A 21,103-nucleotide genomic window follows, 5' to 3' on the forward strand; every position below is an offset into this window, starting at 1 on the left:
CCAGGGATCGACGGAGACTACTCCCCATCTAGCGGTGCACAGAGGACTCGGTTACGGCCAGCAGCCTTGGCTTGGTAAAGGGCTTGGTCGGCTTTCTGCAAGAGATCCGCCCCCGTCTGACCATGCTGCGGGAAGCAGGCCACCCCCAAGGAGGCGGTAATGGTGGGCACGGGCTGTCCCCTGTGGGTGAGGGCCAGTTGGCCGATCTGTTGACGTAGGGCTTCGGCCCGAGTGGCGGTGTCGGCCAGGGACGTTTGGGGCAAAATCAGGGTAAATTCTTCGCCGCCGTAGCGACAGGCAAGGTCGGACGGGCGGGTGCTCCCGGTCAGCACTTGGGCAATGGCCTGGAGCACCTGATCCCAAAAGTCGTGGCCGTAAGTGTCGTTAAACGATTTGAAGTGATCGGCATCGACCATGATCACGCCAATGGTGGTCTGGTGGCGCTGGGCGCTGGCCATTTCATGCTGGAGGGCTTCTTCCAGGTAGCGGCGGTTATACAGCCCTGTCAGCGGATCGCGAATGCTTTGCTCCCGCAGGGTTTCGCGCAGGTGGAGGTTGGCGATGGCTAGGGCGATCTGTTCAGCTACGGTGTGGGCCAGTTGCCGTTTGGCCACGGGCAAGGCCGCTGGGGTGGCGGCACTGAGGTACAGCAGCCCAGAAATTTCGCCCTGGGCCATCATGGGGATGCAGAGTGTGACCACCCCTGCCTCTGCAATCACGTGCTGGCAGTGCCGCTGGGTCTGTCCGGCGGGTACCCAATATCCTCGCCCTCGCCGCAAGGCCCAGCAATCTGTGCGACGAAACTCGGACTCTGAGCGGAGGGGGTGCCCCCAGGTGGCTTTGGCTTCCAGCAGGCGACCGGGGGCGGGGGTGGTAAAAATGCCCCCCGTACAGTCGGGAAACAGCGGTTGCAGCAGGTCGGCGAGGGCCACGTAGGCTTCGTCTAGGGTTAAACAGACCTGCAAGAAATCGCTCATAGTGCTGAGTAGCACCATGTCTTCGTTGCGCTGGCGCAGGTCGGTTAGGCGGGCCTCTAGCTGCTGGTTGGCTTGCTGCAAGGCGGCTTCGGCGGCTTTACGGTCGCTGATGTCAATCACAACGCCATACCAAACGATGTCGCCATTCTCCCGGCGCTGGGGTTGAGATCGACCCTGGAGCCATTTGACCACACCGCTGGGGGTGATGATGCGCCACTCGTGCTCAAAGCTGGTTAGGGTGTTGATGCTGCGCTGCACCGCCGCGTCATACCCCGCTCGATCCTCAGGATGGATGCCGTTTAACAACACAGAGGCATCGGCGAGAATATCGGCCACCCGAAGCCCATGAATCGCCTCGACGGCTTGGCTCATGTGCTCAAACTGGAAGGTGCCATCGGGGTGCATGACCAAAATGTAGAGGTTGGCTGGCGACGCATTCGACAGTCTCCAAAACCGCGCTTCACTGTCTCGTAGGGCTAGTTCGGCCTGTTTGAGATCATGGATATCGCGGCCTACCGACTGGAACTCTAGCAGGGTGCCCTGGTCGTCATAAATGCCCTGATTGATCCACTGCATCCACCGCACATCGCCTTTGACCATGGCGCGATGTTCCACCGTGCCAATGGGGTTTTCCGGCGATAACTGGGCTAGGACTTGGTCGATCAGGGCTTGATCGGCGGCGTAGACTCTGGGTTGATAGGGCTGTCCAATCACCTCCGGTTTAGACAGGCCGTAGTAGCGGCAAAAGGCATCATTCACAAAGACCAGGGTGCCATCGGCTTGAAAGCGGGTAATCAGCTCTGTTTGCTCATCCAAAATGGATAAATAACGGGCCTCCGATTGGCGCAGTGCAGTTTCCATGGCCTTGCGATCACTAATGTCGGTGACGCGCACTAAATGAATGCTCTGATCGCCGATCTGCACGACTTTTGCAGCCAAGTTGCCCCAGAACGAATGGCCCTTGGCGGTCACGTATTCAAGCTCCTGGCTCCAAAATCCGTGCCGTTCCATCTGATCGATAATCTCGATCATTTCGGCTTCGGTAAAGGGTTGGCGTTGCAGGGTCTGTCCTTCAATGCCAATCAGCACTGTCTTGTTTTCCACCTCAAACAGTTCCACCGTTCGCTGGTTGCAGTCGGTAATGAGCAGCGTCTTGGGATCGACCAAAAAGAGCGCATCGGTGGATTCGTTGTAGATCGTTTCGCGCAGATCTTTTTGCCGCTGTAGCTCTAGCTCTGCCCCTTTGCGATCACTAATATCCAACACCACCCCAAACCAGAGCATATCGTCGTTGGGCAACTGTTCGTGGCGGGCGTTGACCTGGAGCCACTTGGTTTTGCCTGAGGGCGTAATCACGCGCCATTCGTGGCGGAAGGGCTGCTGGGTGGCCACACTGTGTTTGCGGGCGGCCACAAATCCAGGCCGATCATCGGGATGGTACAGGTTGAAGATCACGCTGGCATCGGCGAGAGCCGCTTCGACCTCAATTTCTAACAGTTCTGAGGCGGCGGCGCTGCCGTAGATAAACTGTGTGGATCCATCCGGTTTCACAATGGAGCTATACAGGAGCCCCGGCAGGGTAGCTGCCATTTTTTGGAACCGCGCCTCGCTGTCGGCCAGCTTTTGAGCATTGATCTGAAGATCGGCCTCAAACTGCTTCCGATCACTGACATCCAGCAGCAGGCCATACCAGGTCACGCTGCCGTCGCTGCGTCGGATCGGTTGCGAACTGGCCTCTAACCATTTCAACTGGCCCGAGGGCGTGATGTTGCGAAAGGCGAAGGAAAAGGGCTCCAGGGTAGCCGCGCTGTGGGCCACGGCGGCAGCGTGGCTAGGGCGATCTTCCGGGTGGATTTGGGCGAGCACCGTTTCGGCATCGGCCACAATGTGCTCCGGCGTTAGCTCCAGAATACGTTGACTGGCCGAACTGACATAGTCAAACCGGGTGAGGCCATTGGTGTGCAGGGTGTAGGTGTAGATCATGCCCGGTACCGCCGCCGCCAACCGTTGAAATTGGGCCTCGCTCTGGCGGGTGGCCTCCACATCCACCTGGCTTTGAAACAACTGCCGCAGTTGGTCGGCCATTTGGTTAAAGGCCAGGGCCAGGGCTTTAGTTTCAATAATGGGGCTGGTGGCGGGCACCTGCTGGGTCAGATCGCCCGCCGCTAGGGCCGCACTGGCCTGGGTCAGCCGGGTAATGTGCTTGGTCACGCGCTTGGCAATCACTAGGCCAGAGGCAATCGCCCCCGCCAAGGCCAGCAGGCAGAGCACCCCGGTATTGATTACGTTCTGCTGCATTTCGGCGGTGAAGTCAGCCTCAGGGATCACCGTCATCACCAGCCAATCGAGGCCGTGGGCATTGCGGTAGGGCACCACCGTGATGAAATCGTGCGGCCCTGGCCCGGAGGCATGGATGGCCTGGGGGGATTGGAGACTGGCCAAATCTATCCCCTGCTGGGTCAGGTGTGCGTAGGCCCGCTGGATCGTGGGGCTGGCCAAATCCGTGGGTTCCAGCCGCTCAAAGCCCAGTTCTCCGGGGGGCGTTCTGCCGTCGGCGTTGGGGGTGCTGGTGATGGCGTAGGGGCCGTCTCCGGTGGAGGTGGCCACCACCAGGCCATTGCGCTCCAAAATTACGACCTCCCCCGTTTTCCCGACCGCTAAATCCGCTAGGAAATCCCCCAATTGGTTCAGGGTAATGTTGACCGCAAACACCCCCAGCAAGGCATCCCCCTCGTCATACAGGGGGACATGGGCATTGAGGGTGAGCAGGTTAGTACTCCCAAACTGGTAGGGGCCAATCCAGCCCGGTGCTCCGGTGGCCACCGCCTGACGATACCAGGGGCGGTCGCGCACATCCATCTTCTCAATCGTTTCTAGGTAGCGCCCAATTTGCCCCGCCCCATCCACCCCGTAGAGACGATTCGTGGATGGGTTAGCAGCCTCCGAGATCGCCGCCTCAATGGGGATTTCCCCCGGTTGCAGCCGAGTGTTGACCCCATAGTCCTCAGGCCGCACCCGGTGACTGATGCGAAAATCCCCCTGGGGGCTACCAAACAGCACGGTCGTTAGGGCCCCCGCCTGACGATGCTGCAAAATCATATAGCGGTGCAGTTGATCGAGATCCTGGGGATCGATGGCCTGGGCCGCCACCGCCGCCACCTGGGCCTGGTTGAACTGGTGGGCTTCCTGAAGGTAGTGATCTAGCTCTTGGGTCACTCGCTGCCCCACCTGATCCATCAGGGCGTAGGCCATCGTTTCTATGGTCTGTTGCCCATGGCGGTAGGACAGATACCCCACCACCCCTACCACCCCAGTTACCTGCACCACAAAGGGCAGCGTCAGCAGCAACCGCAGGGAAATGGGCGGCACCTTCAGACGCAGGTTAGACCGATGCATCCATGGCTTCAACACATCCTTCACAGCAAAAAACACCATTCGATGGAGCATCACAAAACGAAACGGGGCAGGGCAAACCTTCCCAAAAAGCAACCTGAGCTAGGCACTCCCACCAGGGCACCTCCACCGTCGGCCTCGCCCATCACCTTCTCCTCCGCAAGCGGCAGGGCAGGGAACCTCGGTCGGGCGACCCATCCTAAACGGGGGCTGCAACCCGACCCCAGGCCATTAACAATGACCCAGGGGTATCTAGCTATACCTCAAGGGTGCCCCAAAATGCCCCCGAATGCTCACTCCCCCGGCATTTTGATCGTGGCTATCCCTGTCGCGACCTGTCCCGGCTGACGGAAGTCCGATGGCCTAGACCACCCTGAACGATGAACGAGTTGCGCTCTTGATGGTTTCAGCCGTTCGGCTGAGCATCGTGAGTTCTGGGCCAGCCTGGGCACCCTAAATAGGCAAGCACCAGGAGGCGTCGATGAGGCGTCGATGGCGAGTCTTTCGATGCCTTTGATGATTGGCTAGATCAGGATCCTGATTTTGCTCACCGAGTGTTAGAACTCGAAAGTCGGCAACCTGCCTGCCTGACACAAGTGGGTGAAAGGGTTGAAATCTCGTGACGCGAGGGGGAAACGGTGAGCCGACATGAGAGGCTGAAATTTGCGTATCCCAGGTCTGCATCATGTCAGCTACCCCCTGTCTATAGGATCAAGTGCTGTCTTTGCTGCGTCAATACAGCCATCGTCGGGATTTACGGCACCTCAAAGCGCTGGCGTGGATGGTGACGGCGCTGGTGTGCAGCGGTCAGTTGAGTTTGCCAGGGTGGGAAGCCTATGGGCCGAGTCGCGCTCGCCAAGCGCAAAGCACCGAACGCCGATGGCAACGCTTCCTGGGCAACCGCCGCGTGCGGGTGAAAAGCCTGTACGTGCCCCTGGTCTTGGCCGCTATCCATCGGTGGAAAGGACGCCGACTCTACCTGGCCCTGGATACGACGGTGCTGTGGAATCGGTATGGCATGATTCACCTGTCAGTGACCTGTTGCGGACGAGCGGTGCCTCTACTGTGGCGGGTTTTGGAGCATCCCAGTGCCACCGTGAGTGCCCAACGGTATTTGCCGATGCTGCGATTGGCCCATCGGCTATTGCAGGCCTATCCCGATGTGATGGTGTTAGCCGACCGAGGGTTTGCCAACCATGACCTGCTGGCGTGGTTAAGCCAAAGTCGCTGGCACTATGGTTTATGCTTGCCCAGTGATGTGGTGGTGCATGGCCCCCACCGTCATCCTCTTGAGGTGGGCTATCTGTTGCCCCCCAAGGGTGAAGCTCGATGCTATGAGGGTATTGGTCTCTGGACGGATGGTCGCTGGCTCAAGGGGGTGGTCAACAAAGGGCGTCCACTACTCCAACCCATCGCCCTCTTCACCGTTGACCCTGAACCCTGTTTTGCCTCTAAACCAGCGGAAGCCCAATCTTATGACCGCATCTGGTTCTCTAGAATCCAGGCCGTGCGGTGTCAGCTACCGCCTTGGGAGGCCGCCTAAAGATGTGTCAGGCAGTCAGCCTGTATTCATTGCTGTGCCATAAGTTCCATAACGTTTAATTTGCTTTGTCAGTAATCCAATGCTTCACACAGTATGGTGAATGTACATACTCTAGAGACTGGCTAAACTCCTTGGATATGGATCTTTCAAGGCGTATTTTGGGTATGGGTTCTCTGTCCAGATTTATCTACCCTAGGCGACATCGCAACATTGCCTTATAGCAGTTCTCTGATTGATGCAGTACATCTATAGACTGTCAACAAGGGGCTTAAGCCCCTTGCCTGCGTCGCATCTTACTGAAATCCGCTATATCCCTTATAGGGATGATTGATAACCCAGGATAAAACCATGAAAATAAATGATCTTCCAGATTATTTGATTGTGGGTAGCGGTCTCTCGGCGCTGGTATTCGGTGCCCTCGTAGCCAAGGCTGGAAAGTCGGTACAAATCCTTGAAGCCCACGAGCATCCAGGAGGCTTTGGCCATACCTTTACGATGGCAAAGCAGTATCATTTCAATGCCCAGTTGCACTACGTCTGGGACTGTGGTGAAGGCCACACTGTCAACCGAGTTCTAAAAACCCTAGAACTAGACCAAGCCGTCACCTTTGAACGCTACGATCCCAATGGCTTTGACCACATGCGTACGCCCGACTACGCCCTCGATATTCCCTCCGATTCAGGGGAATTAGCGCAACGGTTATCGGCCCTTTTCCCAGACCATCGCAAACCAATCCAGAAATTTATACAAGAAGTACGAACCGTCAGCGCAGGCTTAAAATATCTGTCGCCACCGCTGCGCCCTGGGCTGATTTTCAGTCACCTCCCAGCGGCCTTAACGGCCCTTCGATACTATCGCAGCACCCTTCAGGATGTCTTTGATCACTTTGCTTTGCCCCAAGCAGCCCAAACTTTGTTGGCGCTTCAGTGGCCAGATTTTCTGCTGCCGCCCGACCAACTCTCGTTCTATGCCTGGGTCATTTTATTTACGGGCTACCAGGACGGAGCCTTTTACCCCACCCAGCATTTTGAGCATGTCATCAAGTCTTTAGTTGCCACCATTAAGCAGCATGGCAGTGAGGTACTGACCAATACGGAAGTGACTGAGTTTTTAGTTGATGGCAAGACAGTCAAAGGGGTTAAGGCGGTGGATCGCAATACCCACGAAACCCATACTTTTTTAGGCGAAACCATCATCTGCAATATTGACCCTAAAAAAGCGGCCCAGATGATCGGCCTAAACCGTTTCTCTCGCCAGGTTCAGAAACGGTTGGATTACGACTATTCACCCTCTAACTTTATGGCCTACTGTGTCGTTAAAGATTTAGACTTACGCGAGTATGGCTTTGGCCCCTGGAATGTATTTCATAGTGAAGACATCGACCTCAATCGGGCCTTTGTTCGTATGTATGAACAGCACGATTATTCTCAGCCTAGCTTTGCGATTACCACGCCTACCTTATTAACCCCAGCAAAACGGGATTGCCCGGAAGATTGTCAGGTTATGGAATTTCTGACGGTGGCTAATTACGACTACTTTAACCAGCTACGTCTTCAGGATCGCAAAGCCTACAATCAGAAGAAAGAGGAGATATTCAACACCATCCTTGATATTGTGGAGCAGCGGTATATCCCGAATATTCGACAGCATATTGTGTTCAAGGTCACGGGGAGTCCTACTACGAATGAACGCTTCTGCTGGTGCCCCCAGGGCAATTCCTATGGCTCTAGTCTGACCCCGAAGAATATGGGATTAGGTCGGCTCAATCATCACACCTCCCTTCAGCAGTTTTACTTCTGCAATGCTTCTTCAGGTTATCCAGGGTTTGCGCCCACCTTCTGGACAGGGGCCATGCTTTACCAACGGTTGTCGGGCCAACCCCTGGTTACAGCGACCATCCCTCAAGAAACCTCGGTACAGCCAGCGGAGGTGGGGGTATGAAGATCGCCATTATTGGGGGAGGGGCCAGCGGCATGATTGCGGCCTATTGGCTGGATCGCAGTGGCCATGAAGTGACGGTCTACGAACGCCAACCCGTTTTAGGAGGGCACATTCGCACCCTCCATCAAAATGTTTTTCCGTCCTCTGATTGTTCTGCCCTTTTAGAGGCTGGGGTGCTAGAGTTTCCGGTTGAATTCACAAATTTTCTACAGCTCATGGAGGAATTGAAGGTACCCCTAGAACCTGTCGAGGTGGGGTCGGGGCTGTTCTTTCACGACGGTCGTCACTTCCTGTCGCCGACCTTGATTGGGCAGAATTTTCATGGGTTAGAAAAGTGGCGCGAAATATTGCACATCGACAGCCTCTATGCTCGGTCGGTTGGGCTGTGGCTCAAAGCCCAGCGCACTTCGATTCATTGCCTTCACAATCAATCAATGGGGGACTATCTTGCCCCCGAATCGATCCAGGCAACCTGGCTCAAGCTACTCACCATGTACAGCTACTCGATGGCCTATGACACCATCGATGCCTTTCCCGCTGACCTTGCCATTCCGGCCCTGCGGCGCTATGTGTTTAGCCACTGGGTACGCATTAAGGGAGGGGTTTATTCCTATATCCAAAAAATTCTTGACCAGTTTTCAGGGCAGGTGTCGCTGAACACAAAGATATTGACAATCCATCGGTCGAATCAATCGGTTCAGATTAAAGGCATAGTTATCCCCGCCGATTCAGGACTAGCCTTTGGGAGTCAATCCCCCTTTGAACGAGAGTTTGATCGAGTGATTTTTGCCACGCCGCCCGATCAAGTACTACGGCTGCTAGCGGATCCCAGCCCGGAGGAAGTGCGGCGGTTCAGCCCATGGCAACCCAACCATATCACCACCATGCTGCACTACAATCAGCATCTTTATCAGCCCTATAACCTTCACCACGGCTCAGAGTTTGACTTCTTTCAAACCCCTTCGGGTTGGGGTTACAATGCTTACCTCAATCAGCTTTGCGGGCTTCCCGCCGAGCCAGCCTACTATCTTGCGTTTAACCTAGAGCATCAGATCGCCCCCGAAAAAATTATCCATGTGCAACCCCATCACACCCCGTTGTATACCCTAGACGCCTTTCGCTATGTGGACGAGGTGCGAGCTACCAACGGCGAGAACCATACCTATCACGTTGGGGCCTATCTTGGCGATGGTCTCCATGAAGGGGCTGCAACCTCGGCCATGCAGGTCGCGAGGGCCATTGGGCCTGCTGATGTCTTAGACTCTGCTAGAGTCGCTTGCCATTCTGTCCAGCCCAGACGGTGATCTGCGCTGGCGTCACATTGCCTGACTCTCTAACGTCCCTGTGTTTCTCGTTCAACGCTCTAGAGCAGACTTTCTGAGGGGAGGGTGCTTAGACACCGAGAGTTATCTAGCCAGTCGGCCCCTTGGTGAATCACCAACCTCTAGATACCCAAGTCGTTCAAGGCAAAGCGAATCTGCTCTAGCCGTCGTCGGTTCACGCCCAAATCAGATTCGCCCAACCGGGCCGATGCTCGCACATGAATCACGGGCTCATCTGCTGGAAAGTAAAACTCTGCGTCGTCTACAAACCCCAGAAGACGGCTGGTAGACTTCACCCGAACATAGTTCTCCTGCTGCGTCACCATCTCCGTGCGGGGCACCACACCTAGCACTTTGATGAGGATCTCACGGGCTTCCTCCCGGCTTCTGGTATAGGCCATCGGCGCAATGGCATGGTCTGGGTCAGCCCCTTGGCTTACCACACAGTTCGGCGTTACTGGACAAGGCAACAGACGGCCATCCTGAAGACCCAATTCAGGCGTGTCTCCCGCCAAGACGGCTGATAGGCCAGGAATTGCCCCTAGGGGCTGAGGAACGACAACAGCCAACGCTGGGGGGACTGGGAAAAGCCATAGGGTGATAGCCAAGAGAGCGGCGAGGATGGGAGCCATGGACAAGCATCGAGCGACAACTCTCACCATAGGCGAATTGGGCTTAGTTTCCCCTGCGTTCGTCGTCCATCGAGGTTCGGGCTGTCCCAAGCCAGCGACAAAACCAAGGCCACATGGCTTGAGCAGGCTGACCTGGCCTCTCAAGTATGATTCATATCCTCAACCCACTACGGCTGAGCCGTTTAGCGCTAGGACTCACTCAATAACCCAAACATCAGCCCAGCGGCAATAGACATCTGTTGCACCAATGCTTACGATCAGCCCTAGCGACTCTACAATTCACGCCCCATGCCCCCAACCCTGAATGAAGCCCTCTCCCTCGCCATGGCTAAACAAATCAAAGGCAAAGCAGGCGCTCCCTTTGACAATGCCCATCGAGCGGTGATAACCCTGACTGGAGCCACCTACGTCCAGGGGTTTGTGGTTGTAAATAACGGGCAAGATGAGCCTATCGAGCACGCATGGATTGAACTAGGTAACGATATTATCGACCCGACGCTGCCACATATTAATAAGACCCAGCAAGACATTGACTATTTTCCGGCCCAAAGCCTGAGTATCAAGGCCTTAAAAGCCTCTATTGAAGAAGCCCAAGAAGACTATCCAGACGATCCCCCGCTGCCCATCTATGGCGCTCCGCCCTATGAGTATTACGGTGACGTGATGCTCGGAGGGAAAGACTATGCCAATGCCTATCAAGCTGCCGTATTAAAGAGCAAAGCACTCAAAGCGGCTAGGGCAGAATAGCAACAAAAACCCTGACATTTCCGGCCTTGTATGGTTCGCTCGACCCTTGCGCCGATCCTCAGCGCGTAAACTAGAAAAGCCTGCGTTAGTTGGCGTTATGGGGCCGTCTACCTCCACCCAGAAGCGCTGAACAGTATGACTCAGATCAGCCTACTTTTCGCAAGGGCTAGCATAGGGTCAACCCGACTCGAAAGGTAAAGGTAAGGCCATGGTGTTAGCTTGGGTGCGCCTGTTCCATACCCTTGTCTTCGGGGTGATGTTCGGGTCTATCCTGTTCCTGCTGTACTGTGGCTTGACTAACCAACTCACGGTCTGGACAGCGATTACCTTCGGGCTCATCAGCATCGAGGTCGTCATCTATGTGGCCCACGGCTTTCGCTGCCCCCTGAGAACCTGGGCTGAAGCCCTTACCCCCCCAGGGCAAGCCGTTCAGGATATCTACCTACCGCCCTGGCTCTCATCTCGTGTCGTGGCCATCTCGACCCCACTCCTGGGGGTAGCCTGCCTGCTCCTGCTAGGGCGGTTGCTGACCCAATAATCATCCTGAAATACAGGACAATCAAGGCCGCAACCTAGCCCGCCGTCGGCCCAGTCCTGGCACTGATGGAGTCAGTCTCTTCAGTGGCGATGATCCGTATGATCGTATGGCAGCTTTGGCGATGTAGGCTAGGTCGAGTTCAAGCGACCGACGGTGAATCGGTTGGTGGGGTCGTCTGGCGATATTTCGCTGGAGATAGAAACGCTAGATATGGCACGGGTTTCTAACAGGATGAACCTTGATTTTTCGTTGCCCAGAACCCTGGCATGGCAAGCGATCTAAATAGACCAGCCTCACTCCACATGGACTAGAGACCTGGGGATGACGCAAGGCAGTCACTCATCGCCCGGTCTAGGATGGCCAGCCCTTCATCTAGTTCCTCCTGGCTCACCGTTAGCGGCGGGGCAATGCGCCAAACGCTTCCCATGTTGGGTAGAGCCGTGATGTTCATGCTCAGGCCCAGTTCCATACAGCGGCGCGTGATGGCGGCTCCTAGGTCGGGGTTGGGGGCACGGCTGTCTCGATCCTTCACCAGTTCTACCCCCAGCAGCAGACCCCGACCGCGCACATCGCCAATCACCTCATAGCGATCCTTCAGCTTCAGCAATCCGGCTTTGAGGTAGGCTCCCATCGTGGCGGCCCGTTCTGTGAGATTCTGAGTCATGAGGACGCGCAGCACTGCAAGGCCCACTTCCGCTGGCATGGGGTCGGAGACGTGGGAGGTGTAGTAGAGGAAGCCCTTGTCGTAGCAGTCGGCCTCAATGTCGGCACTGGTGACGGTGGCGGCGAGGGGCAATCCACCGCCCAGAGTTTTCGACAGGGTGAGGATGTCGGGCACGATGCCCAGTTGCTCGAAGGCAAAGAAGCTGCCCAGACGACCAAAGGCGGTTTGGGCCTCATCCAAAATCAGCAGCATTCCCCGCTCGCGGCAGTAATCTTGAAGTCGTTGGAAATAGCCCTCCGGCGGTTCGATGATGCCCCCAGAACTGAGGATAGGCTCGACCACGACGGCGGCGTAGGAGCCTACAGACTGGCTATCGATCAACTCAAACCCCACCGCCAAGCAGGTCATGTCGCATTGGTCTTTGCAGTGGCGCACGGGGCAGCGGTAGCAGTTGGGGGTAGGTAGGGCAAAGGTGCCGGGAATGGTTGGCCCATAGCCCTTTCGAGCCGCAACAAAGGTACTGGCGCTGGCCCCAGCCGTCATGCCGTGCCAGGAGGCACTGAGGCCCACCACCTCAAAGCCTCCGGTGTGGAGTTTAGCTATGCGTAGGGCAGCTTCGTTGGCCTCGCTCCCCGTATTCAAAAAGATGGCCTTTTGCAGCGTTGGAGGCAGCAGCTTGCACAGGGCATCCGCCAACTCGATCACCGAGGGCGACAGCATCCCGCTAAACAAATGCAGCACCTCTTCACAGGCTTTATGGATGGCCTGCACGACCTCAGGATGATTGTGGCCTAGGGTGGCGCACATCTGCCCAGAGGTGAAGTCCAAAATCTTGCGGCCCTGGCGGTCGTACAGATAGCTGCCCCTCGCTCGTTCAATCAGCCGGGGAGTAAAACTGCCGCCATAGCGGATCAAGTGGTGATCTACGATGTCCCACAGTTCCTCGTTGGAGGGGGCCTGGGCGGTGGGGTGGACATCACTGGGAGTAGGTTTAGGGACGTGGGGCGAAGGGGTAGCTTCTAACATAGGACGTGGAATCGATGGAACAACCTCTTTATCCTGCCCTTGACGCCAGCACTCGGCGGCGTTGGTCATAAAGGTTTACGCCAATGGGGGTTGTCTCCGCCAAGCCTGTCCCGGTGAGGATAGAGGGTGGACTCTTATCCTATTCGGGGTATGGCACCGATGCATGTAAAAATGGGCCACATCTCCTAGAAGTTTTATGAATAGGCCGCTTCAGCGGCTAAGGACAGCCTATTCCAGGGTCTCTTAAGGCGGTTTGCTTGAAATCGAGACGTCAGAGTGGAGCGCTGGCGGCTGTCGTTCAAGATCTAAGCTGTATGACCAAGCTACCTCAGCCAAAAGTCTGAGATTTTAAGCCAAAACCCCCGTTTCAGCCCTCGCTGTCTCACACCAAGCTCAGTCTCACCTAAGATTGGCACATCGCACCGTCACAGTTGAGCTAGGCCAATCCAGTCCAGTCTTAGTCTCAAGCTTTTCGCCAAGCCATAAATCTTTTATATATTAATACTTTCAAAGCCTTGAGTATTTGCGGTCATCGCAACTATTCAAACACAATCAACGAGCTTTCAAGGAGTTTAGTAATTCTTAGAACTGGACTCAGGATGTCTTAAAATAGGCCACTGGCACACCCTTAAGACTTACACTACGAATTACATAACTTACATATCTTGGGTCAGCAGCGCCCTAGTAACTCGCCATTTGTGACTATCGTCAGATCCACCAGTTTCAATTCTGGCAACGGGCGCAGCTTATGCCCTGCCACAACCCACACTAGATTTAAGCCATCGGGTCAGGAATGGCCCCGACTGGTGTTGAAGTTCCATAATGTCCTGATTCCCCTAGGGTCGTTGGCCCTAGCTAGGAAGACAGGATATCGATGCCCCCGGCTTTGGGAATAGCGCTCGTATCAGGCCGCGATTGCCCAAGTCTTTTGCCCCATTATTGTTATGACCCACATTCCACGCCATCCGGCAGTGGCCGGATGGTTGTTGCTTTGCCTAGTGTTGCCCGCTTGTACTGGGGCAGGCCCATCGACACCCAGTGGCCAAGACCCGACCAGGGAGATGCCTATCACGGACGCCGCCGCCGCCGCTAATCCACCGTCTAATTCCACCATCGATGATCCGTCGGCAAGCTGGGCCGATCTCCTAGGGACAACCTCGGCACCGGAGGGATGGCAGGTCGTTTCCTGCGAGAACCCCATGCTGCTTTGTGTTGAGGTCGATGGCGAAATCCTCGGCACCGTGGAACGCTTTAGCTACCCACTCAGCGAGGTGAACCTGCAAGGGGGAGCGCCCACAACCCTGGAAGCCCAGCGGCAGTTTCTCGATGCCTGGGTGGCGGATCACCAAGCCACGATTCAGCGGGATCGCGCTGGGACAGACCCCACCCTGCGGTTTACCCACGACTTGCCAGCCCCGTTTCCGGTGGGCAGCCTGTTGGGATTGCGTTACGGCTATGCCCTCAGCGATGCCGAAGGGGTGGTGCGCGAACGCACGGTGGGCTATGTGGCCACCGATGGCGAACAGGTCTACGTCTTTACCACGGGGGTGATCACGGGCGATCCCACCGGGCCGTTTGGGTCGGAATCAGATTTGTCCGCCTTTGAACCCCACCTTGCCACCATCATCGAGGGGCTGCGGCTATGAACCCACGACCCAGATCGGTGCGGGGTATCCCCCTCCTCAACACTCCAGCAACGCATTACAGAATGAGACTCTCCATGAAAGCTTTAACGAAACTCAGTATGGCGTTGGCCCTCAGTGCGGCCCTCGTGCATCCCCTCATCGCCACCGTGGCCCAAGCCCAGGTCGATCCAACGGTGCAGCAAATCAACTGGGCTCAGGCCCAGCCCGTGGATATGACGGCCCTGGAAGATGCCCTCGCTGCCCAAGATTGGAAGGCCGCCGATGGCGAAACCCGCCGCATTTTAGATCCGTGGATTCATCCGGGTGGCAACATTTTGGGCACCCCCCTGGCGACCAATATTCCCCCAGAGGTGCTGCAAGCCCTGGATGAACTCTGGGTGGAGGCCAGCGACGGGCGGTTTGGCTTGAGTGTGCAGCAGCGCATATGGGCCGAGGTGCAAGCGCAGAACCCGACGGATTCGACGGCAGCGGCGAAAGCCTTTGGAGATCAGGTCGGCTGGACGCGCCCCCCCGGTAGGGAAGATCCCACCTTCATCGCTGGGGAATGGCTGACCGAAATGGAGATCACCCATTCCCTAGATGCCCCCGTGGGCCATCTGCCCTGGGCCGGGGTGAGCTGGGCACAAATTTCTCGCCTGTTTGCGGTGGAAAGCTGCGGCAGTTGCACCATCGACGCCATGTATGTGCAGGGGGAACGGTTCCACCAATACCTGCCCATCCTCTTTAGCTGGGTAGAAACGGCCCTAGAAATGACCGTGCCGGATGTGGGCTCTTGGCGACAGCCCCAGTTAGCCCACACTATCGATCTCCAGTCCCTCTATCCCGATTCCCGATGCCCCATCCGCACCAGTGCCTCAGCCATTAGCCCTAATGGTGCGGTGGTGGCCATCGGCAGCTACAGCTACGAGCGCAACTGCCCCAACGCCGGGGAAAGCACTCTGGCCCTGTGGGACGCCCAGCGTGGCAACCGTATCATCACCCTACAACGGGGGCCAGCGATGGCGGCTTCGGCCCAGGGCAACCCACCCCAGGAGCCTGCGGGACAGAGGGCTCGCATCGTGGGGGAGGTGGCCAATGCGGTAGCGTTTACCCCCGATAGCCAAATCGTGGCGGCGGGGATGTCGAACGGGGTGGTGCAGCTGTGGTCGGCCCCGACGGGGGCACCGATCCGCACCCTGGAGGGCCATCGCTATGCAGTGCGGGCCATTGCCATCAGCCCCACCGGGCGAACCCTGGCCAGTGCCAGCGCCGATAACACCGTCAAGCTGTGGGATATGCAAACCGGACGGCTGTGGGAGACGATCTCCATTCCCGCCGCTGACGGTATCGTCCACACCCTCACCTTTAGCCCCAATGGCGAGCGCCTCGCCACCGCCACCGACCAAAACACCCTCCAGCTTTGGGAGGTATCCACCGGACGATTGATTCGCCCCCTGGTGAGTCGGGCCGGAACCGAGATTGCGCCGCTGCCCATGGCCTTTAGTCCAGACAGCCAAACCCTGGCCACGGGCGACGCCGACAACAGCCTCAAGTTCTGGAATGCCCACACCGGGGCGCGACAACTGACTCGACCCGTGCATGAACCCCTGCGCCATCTGGCCTATAGCCCCAATGGTAACTGGCTCGTCACCAGCGACGGCACCACCGCCCGCCTGTGGAATCTGTCCCGCCCAGAGCGCGAAACCGTGCATTTCATTCCCCTAAACCAGACCGCTGGCCACCACATTCAGCCTATGAATCCCGGCCTGATTGCCTTCAGCCCCGATGGCCAAACCCTAGCCACCAGCACCCTGCTGCTGCCGCTGACGGAAAGTGAGCCGATTCCCCGCCAGGGCATCACCCTCTGGGCCGTGGAGACGGGGCTACCACTTTATCAAATCCACGAGGTTGGCCCCTTTCAGTTCAGCCCCAGGGGCGACTTTTTGATGGTGATGGGGCAACGGGTACAGTTCTGGCAACCCTACAGCGGCCTAGTCCGGTAGCCGTTGGTCTCAAAATTCAAGTCCTACCATGCAACAGGCTCACTCCAAAAGTCACATTTCAAAATGGCCCCATGACTTTCTTCACCTTTTCCACCCAAGCGCTGACCACCCTATTGGCCCTGGCTACCCTGACCACGGGCGCGATGGCCTGTGCCCCCCTGCCCGATGCCGAAGAAGCCACGCCCTCCCCTGGGGGCGCTGTCGTGGTCGATCCCTCAACCGATGAGCAACCAAGCCACTGGATCGATACCGATGCGGAGGACGTTCTCACCCCAGCGGTACGGAATCGCGTTCTGCAAAACATTGCCTTCGACCTAGGCCGTCCCGTGGAAACCCTCCGCATTGCCGCCGCCGAAACCGCCATCTTTGATGGCTGCATGGGTATCTATGTGCCCGATCTGGCTTGTACGGAGATCGCGCTGTTCGGCTTGCGCGTCGTCGTTACCGATGGCGACCAAAGCTGGGTTTACCACACCCATCAGGAGGCTGATACCCACGGCGTGGTGCAAAATCCCACCGCCAGCGGTAGCCGTAACGGCCTCATTCCCGACTTTATCCCCCGTCCTGTAACGGAGGGGGAAGCCGAACCCGAAGACCACCTCTTTCGATCTGTGGAGTCAGGCAGCTTGGCGGGCTATTTCAAGGAAACCATTCTGACGACCGATGGCCGACTGATCCAACGGGAAAGCGGCAGGGTTGTGGCGGAAGCCCGTCTGGCCCCAGACCAAGTCGCGGCCTTCCAGCAGGTGCTTGAGGATCAGCGCTTCCCCAACCTGCACCGGATGCGCTACGTCACCGATGCCGCCTTTGCGGACTATCCCACCGTGCGGCTATCGTCTTGGTCGATGGAAGTGGACTATATTGACCTGGCCCTCGCCGATGCCCCCGTGGCGCTTCAGGCTATTGTCTCTGCCTGGGATGCCGTGACGGCTGAAGCGGGGCTGGAGAGTAACTAGCGGGTCATGACTTCCCCGGAATGGCTTCATCCAGCATGGTGCGCTCGGCTCCTAACGCTTCTAGGGCGGTGATGGCCCAGTCATCTAGACCTGCGGCTTGGGCGATGATCATGCCCTCATAGAGGCGAGGGCTGCGGAAGGTTTTGAGGCAGGTTCCGGTGGTGATGTCCCACAGGCGCAGGGTTTCGTCATGGCTACCGCTCACCAAATAGGGTGGATCAACGCCATGATCATGCGGCAAAAAGGTCAGGCAAGAAACGGCGCTGGTGTGGCCCGTGAAGGTTCGCAGGCAGGTTCCGGTCGCTACGTCCCACAGTTTGAGGGTGCTGTCTTGGCTTCCGGTGGCGAGGTACTGGCCGCTGGGGCAAAAAGCGAGGGCTTTCACCTGGCTGGTGTGGCCGCTGAGGGTGTGGAGGCAATCGCCGCTGTGGATGTCCCAGAGTCGGGCGGTGGCATCTTCGCTGGCGGAGGCAATCAGACTATCATCGGGGGAGAGGGCGACGGCCCAAATGCGTTCACCGTGGCCGCTGAGGGTGCGGAGGCAATCGCCGCTGTGGATGTCCCAGATTTTGATGATTTCGTCGTTGCTAGCGGTGACGAGCCAGGGGTGATGGCTGGCCAAAACGCAGGCCCACACCCAGCTTCCGTGGCCCTCAAAGGTGCGGAGACATTCCCCAGTGTGGGTGTCCCACAGCTTGGCTCCGGCATCGGCCCCGCCACTGGCGAGGAGGTGTCCATCGGCGCTGAAGGCAAGGCCATAGACAGCGGCGGTGTGGCCCGCCAGGGTGTGGGTGCATTGCCCCGTGGCCATGTCCCAGAGTTTGAGGGTGCTGTCGCCTCCGGCGGTGGCCAGTTGCTGACTATCGGGGCGAACGGCAACGGCCCACACCCAGCTTTGGTGGCCCTCAAAGCGGCGGATCTCGCTGCCCGTGGCCACCTCCCACAGGCGAGCCAGTTCGTCGTCGCCCCCCGTCACCACCTGCCCAGGGCCAGCGGCGGCGAGGCCATAGATTTGGCTAGAGGATCCGCGAATGGTTTGGGTGCATTGGCGGGTGGCCACCTCCCACAGTTTGACGGCCTTATCGTTGCCGACGCTGGCCAGTTGGGTGCCGTCGGCACTGGCGGCGAGGCTCCACACTTCGCCCCGATGGGCCAGGGTGGTGTGCAGGCAGGTGCCATCGCGGCTGTCCCAATATTTCAGAGTATGGTCGAAGCTGCTGCTCACCAGGAGATCGCTATGGGGAATAAACACGGCGGCACTGACGATGTGGCGGTGCCCCCGCAGGACGGTGCGCTGGGTGCCCGTGGCCACCTCCCACAGGCCGATGGTGCCATCCATGCTGCTGGTGGCGAGTAAGGTGCCGTCGGCATTAAAGGCCAGGTGCCACACCAGGTTTTGGTGCCCCTCCAGACAGTGCAGACAGTGGCGACGGTGGAGATCCCAGAGCCGCACGGTGTAGTCGTGGCTGCCCGTGGCGACGATGACCCGACCTTGAGCGTCCGGTACCGGGGCAATGGCCACAAAGGCGATCCGTTGGGTATGTCCCGCCAGGGTGCCGATGGGTTCCCAGGTGGCCGTATCCCACAGCCGCACCTGGTTGTGGTAGCTGCCCGCCAGCACCGCGCCATCGGGGCTAAAGGCCACCGACGCACAGCCGTCTTCCCCGTCCAGGGTCTTCAGACAGCGCCCGGTCGCCACCTCCCACACCTTGGCCACGTTGTCGTTACTGCCGCTGGCCAACCACCGCCCATCGGGGCTAAAGGCCAGTCGCCACGTCCAGCGCAGGGTACGCAACAGCCGCAAATTGGAGAGGCTCCACAGGCACAGGTGGTTATAGTCGGCGGTGGCCAGCAGGTCGTCCACGGGGCTGAAGGCGACGGCGCGGCTGTAGGTGCTGGGCTGGGCAAAGACGGTGTGCTCGAAGGTGGCCCCCACAAAGGACACCCGATGCAGAGGCGTGTTGACCAGGTGGGCCTGCCGAATCCACAGGCGGGAAAAGTCGGCGGCGGTGAGGTCGATCTCCAGGTGGGTCAGTAGATTCAGCAGGTTTCCGGCACTGTAGCTGGGGGTGTGGGCGAAATGAATCCGCACCCGATTCAGCACCCGCCACAGGTAGGCCGCTAACCGTTCCCCCGACCCGAGTTCGGCCCGCAGGCGATCCGCCAGGGGCACCAAAATTACCCGCACCTGGCTTTGGCGGATATATTCCTTGGCGCTGGCCTGGATCAGCGGGAACCGATGGAACCAGGGACTTTCCCGTCCGTCCAGGTTTTCAGCAGACTCCTGACCCCAAACCATCAGATCCGCCAACACCGCCGCCAGCAGACTCTCAATCAGGTATTCCATTACCACGGGCTGCTGGGTAAAGCCCTGGTCTCCCCGCTCAATTAGGGAACGCCGCCCCAAGGACTCCAGGGCTTCTAGCAACAACCGCCGAGGAATGCCATCCCCCACCGCCTGCTGTAGAGCAGCCAGGGACACCCACTCCCGATGGATAGCCAGCCAGGTCATCACCTGGGTTTCGAGATCAGACAGGCGACCGCACTGCTGCTGCAACAGGGGCCGAATGCCGCTAAACAGCAGGGTATCGTCCCGCAAAAATTCCTCCACATCGCCGCCAAACAGGTCTTTAATCGAACTCGCCACCACCTTCAGCGCCAGGGGATTGCCCCAGTAGCGATCAATCAGCCGCTGATGCTCCGCCACCGTGCCCAACAGCCCCTTGGTTTGGAACAACGCCTGACTATCGGCGGCTTTCAGACCGGGCAGCACGTAGGAACGCACGGGCAAATCCTCCCCCTCCAGGGCGGCAATTTCCCCCGGCTTTTCTCGACTGGTGAGGATCAGACAGCTCTGATGGGCGCATTCCCCCACCTGGCGCAGTAGTTCGCCATAGCCCTCGTAACCGGGAAGATAGTGGCCCACCGCACCGCCGCTTTGCAAGCCGCTCTGTAAAAGGCTCTCGGCATTGTCCAGCACCAGCAAACAGCGATGCTGCCGCAGATAACTGACCAACCGGGCGATCTGCGCCGTGGGGCCAGGGGGCAACGCGCCCTCCCGCTGCTGCGACACAATCGGCAGCACCTCCGCCAGCCAGTCCTCCAGGGGCGGCGCATCCCGCAAACTACGCCACAACACACACTCAAATTCCCCCTGCACCACCTGGGCCAGCTTCACCGACAGAGCGGTTTTGCCCATCCCTCCCATGCCCAACAGCAGGATCAATCGGCAGCGGTCGGCCAGAATCCATTGCTTGAGGATGGCCAGTTCCGGCTCGCGCCCGTAGAAGTGGGAGACATCGATGGCGGAACCCCAGGAGGTGGGGGGGGAAGGGGAGGCGGAGGGAGAGGATCGGGGAGGCGGGAGTGGGGAGGCGGGAGTGGGAGAAGCGGGGTTAGGATCGGGGAAGCCATAGTCGGCGCGGTCTAGGGTGAGGTGGAAGGCGGCGAAAAAGGCGTCTAGGGTTTGGCGATCAACGGTGGTTTTGGCCTCTAAAACTTTGGTGATGGTTTTGAGGGAAAGCTGGGTGCGCTCGCACAGTTCCTCCAGGGTAAAGCGCTGGCCGAAGTTCTCTGCCTGCTCCACCTGGCGGCGAGCGGCGCTGAGCTTGGCCTGCCCCTGGGGTGTCAGCACCACGCCCCGCTGTCGTCCTTTTCCCATCACTCACTCACAATGTTTGCAATGCGCCCCACGACCTGATCCAGTTCAGCCAGTTCTTGCCGAAGACGGCCTGCT

At 58.2% G+C, this 21,103-nt stretch carries 12 protein-coding genes; 8 read left to right on the forward strand and 4 right to left on the reverse strand.

Annotation, left to right across the window (positions count from 1 at the left end; translation table 11 throughout):
- Nucleotides 1-17 precede the first annotated feature (17 nt).
- Nucleotides 18-4,412, reverse strand: a complete 4,395-nt coding sequence (locus GFS31_RS20030; protein ID WP_198808540.1) for a diguanylate cyclase — start codon at nt 4,410-4,412, stop codon at nt 18-20.
- Nucleotides 4,413-5,085: 673 nt separating this feature from the next.
- On the opposite strand from GFS31_RS20030, the gene GFS31_RS20035 reads away from it, so the two are divergent.
- From GFS31_RS20035 to GFS31_RS20045, 3 genes are all read left to right on the forward strand, one after another.
- Nucleotides 5,086-5,913: a transposase gene (locus GFS31_RS20035; protein WP_225907739.1), complete on the forward strand. Its 828-nt coding sequence runs from the start codon at nt 5,086-5,088 to the stop codon at nt 5,911-5,913.
- Nucleotides 5,914-6,261: 348 nt separating this feature from the next.
- On the forward strand, nt 6,262-7,854 hold the full coding sequence (locus tag GFS31_RS20040; RefSeq protein WP_198808541.1) for a phytoene desaturase family protein: 1,593 nt from the start codon (nt 6,262-6,264) through the stop codon (nt 7,852-7,854).
- On the forward strand, nt 7,851-9,158 hold the full coding sequence (locus GFS31_RS20045; protein WP_198808542.1) for an FAD-dependent oxidoreductase: 1,308 nt from the start codon (nt 7,851-7,853) through the stop codon (nt 9,156-9,158). Before GFS31_RS20040 ends, GFS31_RS20045 begins: the two co-directional genes overlap by 4 nt.
- A gap of 140 nt (nt 9,159-9,298) precedes the next feature.
- On the opposite strand, the gene GFS31_RS20050 is transcribed toward GFS31_RS20045, so the two are convergent.
- Complete coding sequence (locus GFS31_RS20050; RefSeq protein WP_198808543.1) at nt 9,299-9,808, reverse strand: DUF1499 domain-containing protein; 510 nt, start codon at nt 9,806-9,808, stop codon at nt 9,299-9,301.
- A 288-nt stretch (nt 9,809-10,096) separates the two neighbouring features.
- Between GFS31_RS20050 and GFS31_RS20055 the strand changes: the two genes are divergently transcribed.
- Together GFS31_RS20055 and GFS31_RS20060 are read left to right on the forward strand one after the other, a co-directional pair.
- Nucleotides 10,097-10,555, forward strand: coding sequence for a hypothetical protein (locus GFS31_RS20055; RefSeq protein WP_198808544.1), 459 nt, complete (start codon nt 10,097-10,099; stop codon nt 10,553-10,555).
- 208 nt (nt 10,556-10,763) lie between these two features.
- Complete coding sequence (locus GFS31_RS20060) at nt 10,764-11,093, forward strand: hypothetical protein (protein WP_198808545.1); 330 nt, start codon at nt 10,764-10,766, stop codon at nt 11,091-11,093.
- Nucleotides 11,094-11,400: 307 nt separating this feature from the next.
- On the opposite strand, the gene GFS31_RS20065 is transcribed toward GFS31_RS20060, so the two are convergent.
- The gene (locus tag GFS31_RS20065) at nt 11,401-12,783 is read right to left on the reverse strand and encodes an aspartate aminotransferase family protein (RefSeq protein ID WP_198808546.1); all 1,383 of its coding nucleotides are present in this window, start codon (nt 12,781-12,783) and stop codon (nt 11,401-11,403) included.
- 1,061 nt (nt 12,784-13,844) lie between these two features.
- Here GFS31_RS20065 and GFS31_RS20070 point away from each other — a divergent pair.
- The 3 genes from GFS31_RS20070 (at nt 13,845) to GFS31_RS20080 (ending at nt 17,367) form a co-directional block, all read left to right on the forward strand.
- Complete coding sequence (locus GFS31_RS20070; RefSeq protein ID WP_198808483.1) at nt 13,845-14,429, forward strand: hypothetical protein; 585 nt, start codon at nt 13,845-13,847, stop codon at nt 14,427-14,429.
- A 74-nt stretch (nt 14,430-14,503) separates the two neighbouring features.
- Nucleotides 14,504-16,411, forward strand: a complete 1,908-nt coding sequence (locus tag GFS31_RS20075; protein WP_198808484.1) for a GUN4 domain-containing protein — start codon at nt 14,504-14,506, stop codon at nt 16,409-16,411.
- Nucleotides 16,412-16,482: 71 nt separating this feature from the next.
- Nucleotides 16,483-17,367: a hypothetical protein gene (locus GFS31_RS20080; RefSeq protein ID WP_198808485.1), complete on the forward strand. Its 885-nt coding sequence runs from the start codon at nt 16,483-16,485 to the stop codon at nt 17,365-17,367.
- Nucleotides 17,368-17,371: 4 nt separating this feature from the next.
- Here the strand turns inward: GFS31_RS20080 and GFS31_RS20085 are convergent, their stop codons facing one another.
- On the reverse strand, nt 17,372-21,028 hold the full coding sequence (locus tag GFS31_RS20085) for an NB-ARC domain-containing protein (RefSeq protein ID WP_198808486.1): 3,657 nt from the start codon (nt 21,026-21,028) through the stop codon (nt 17,372-17,374).
- Nucleotides 21,029-21,103 lie beyond the last annotated feature (75 nt).

It is taken from the genome of Leptolyngbya sp. BL0902 (assembly GCF_016403105.1).
Classification (GTDB): domain Bacteria; phylum Cyanobacteriota; class Cyanobacteriia; order Phormidesmidales; family Phormidesmidaceae; genus Nodosilinea.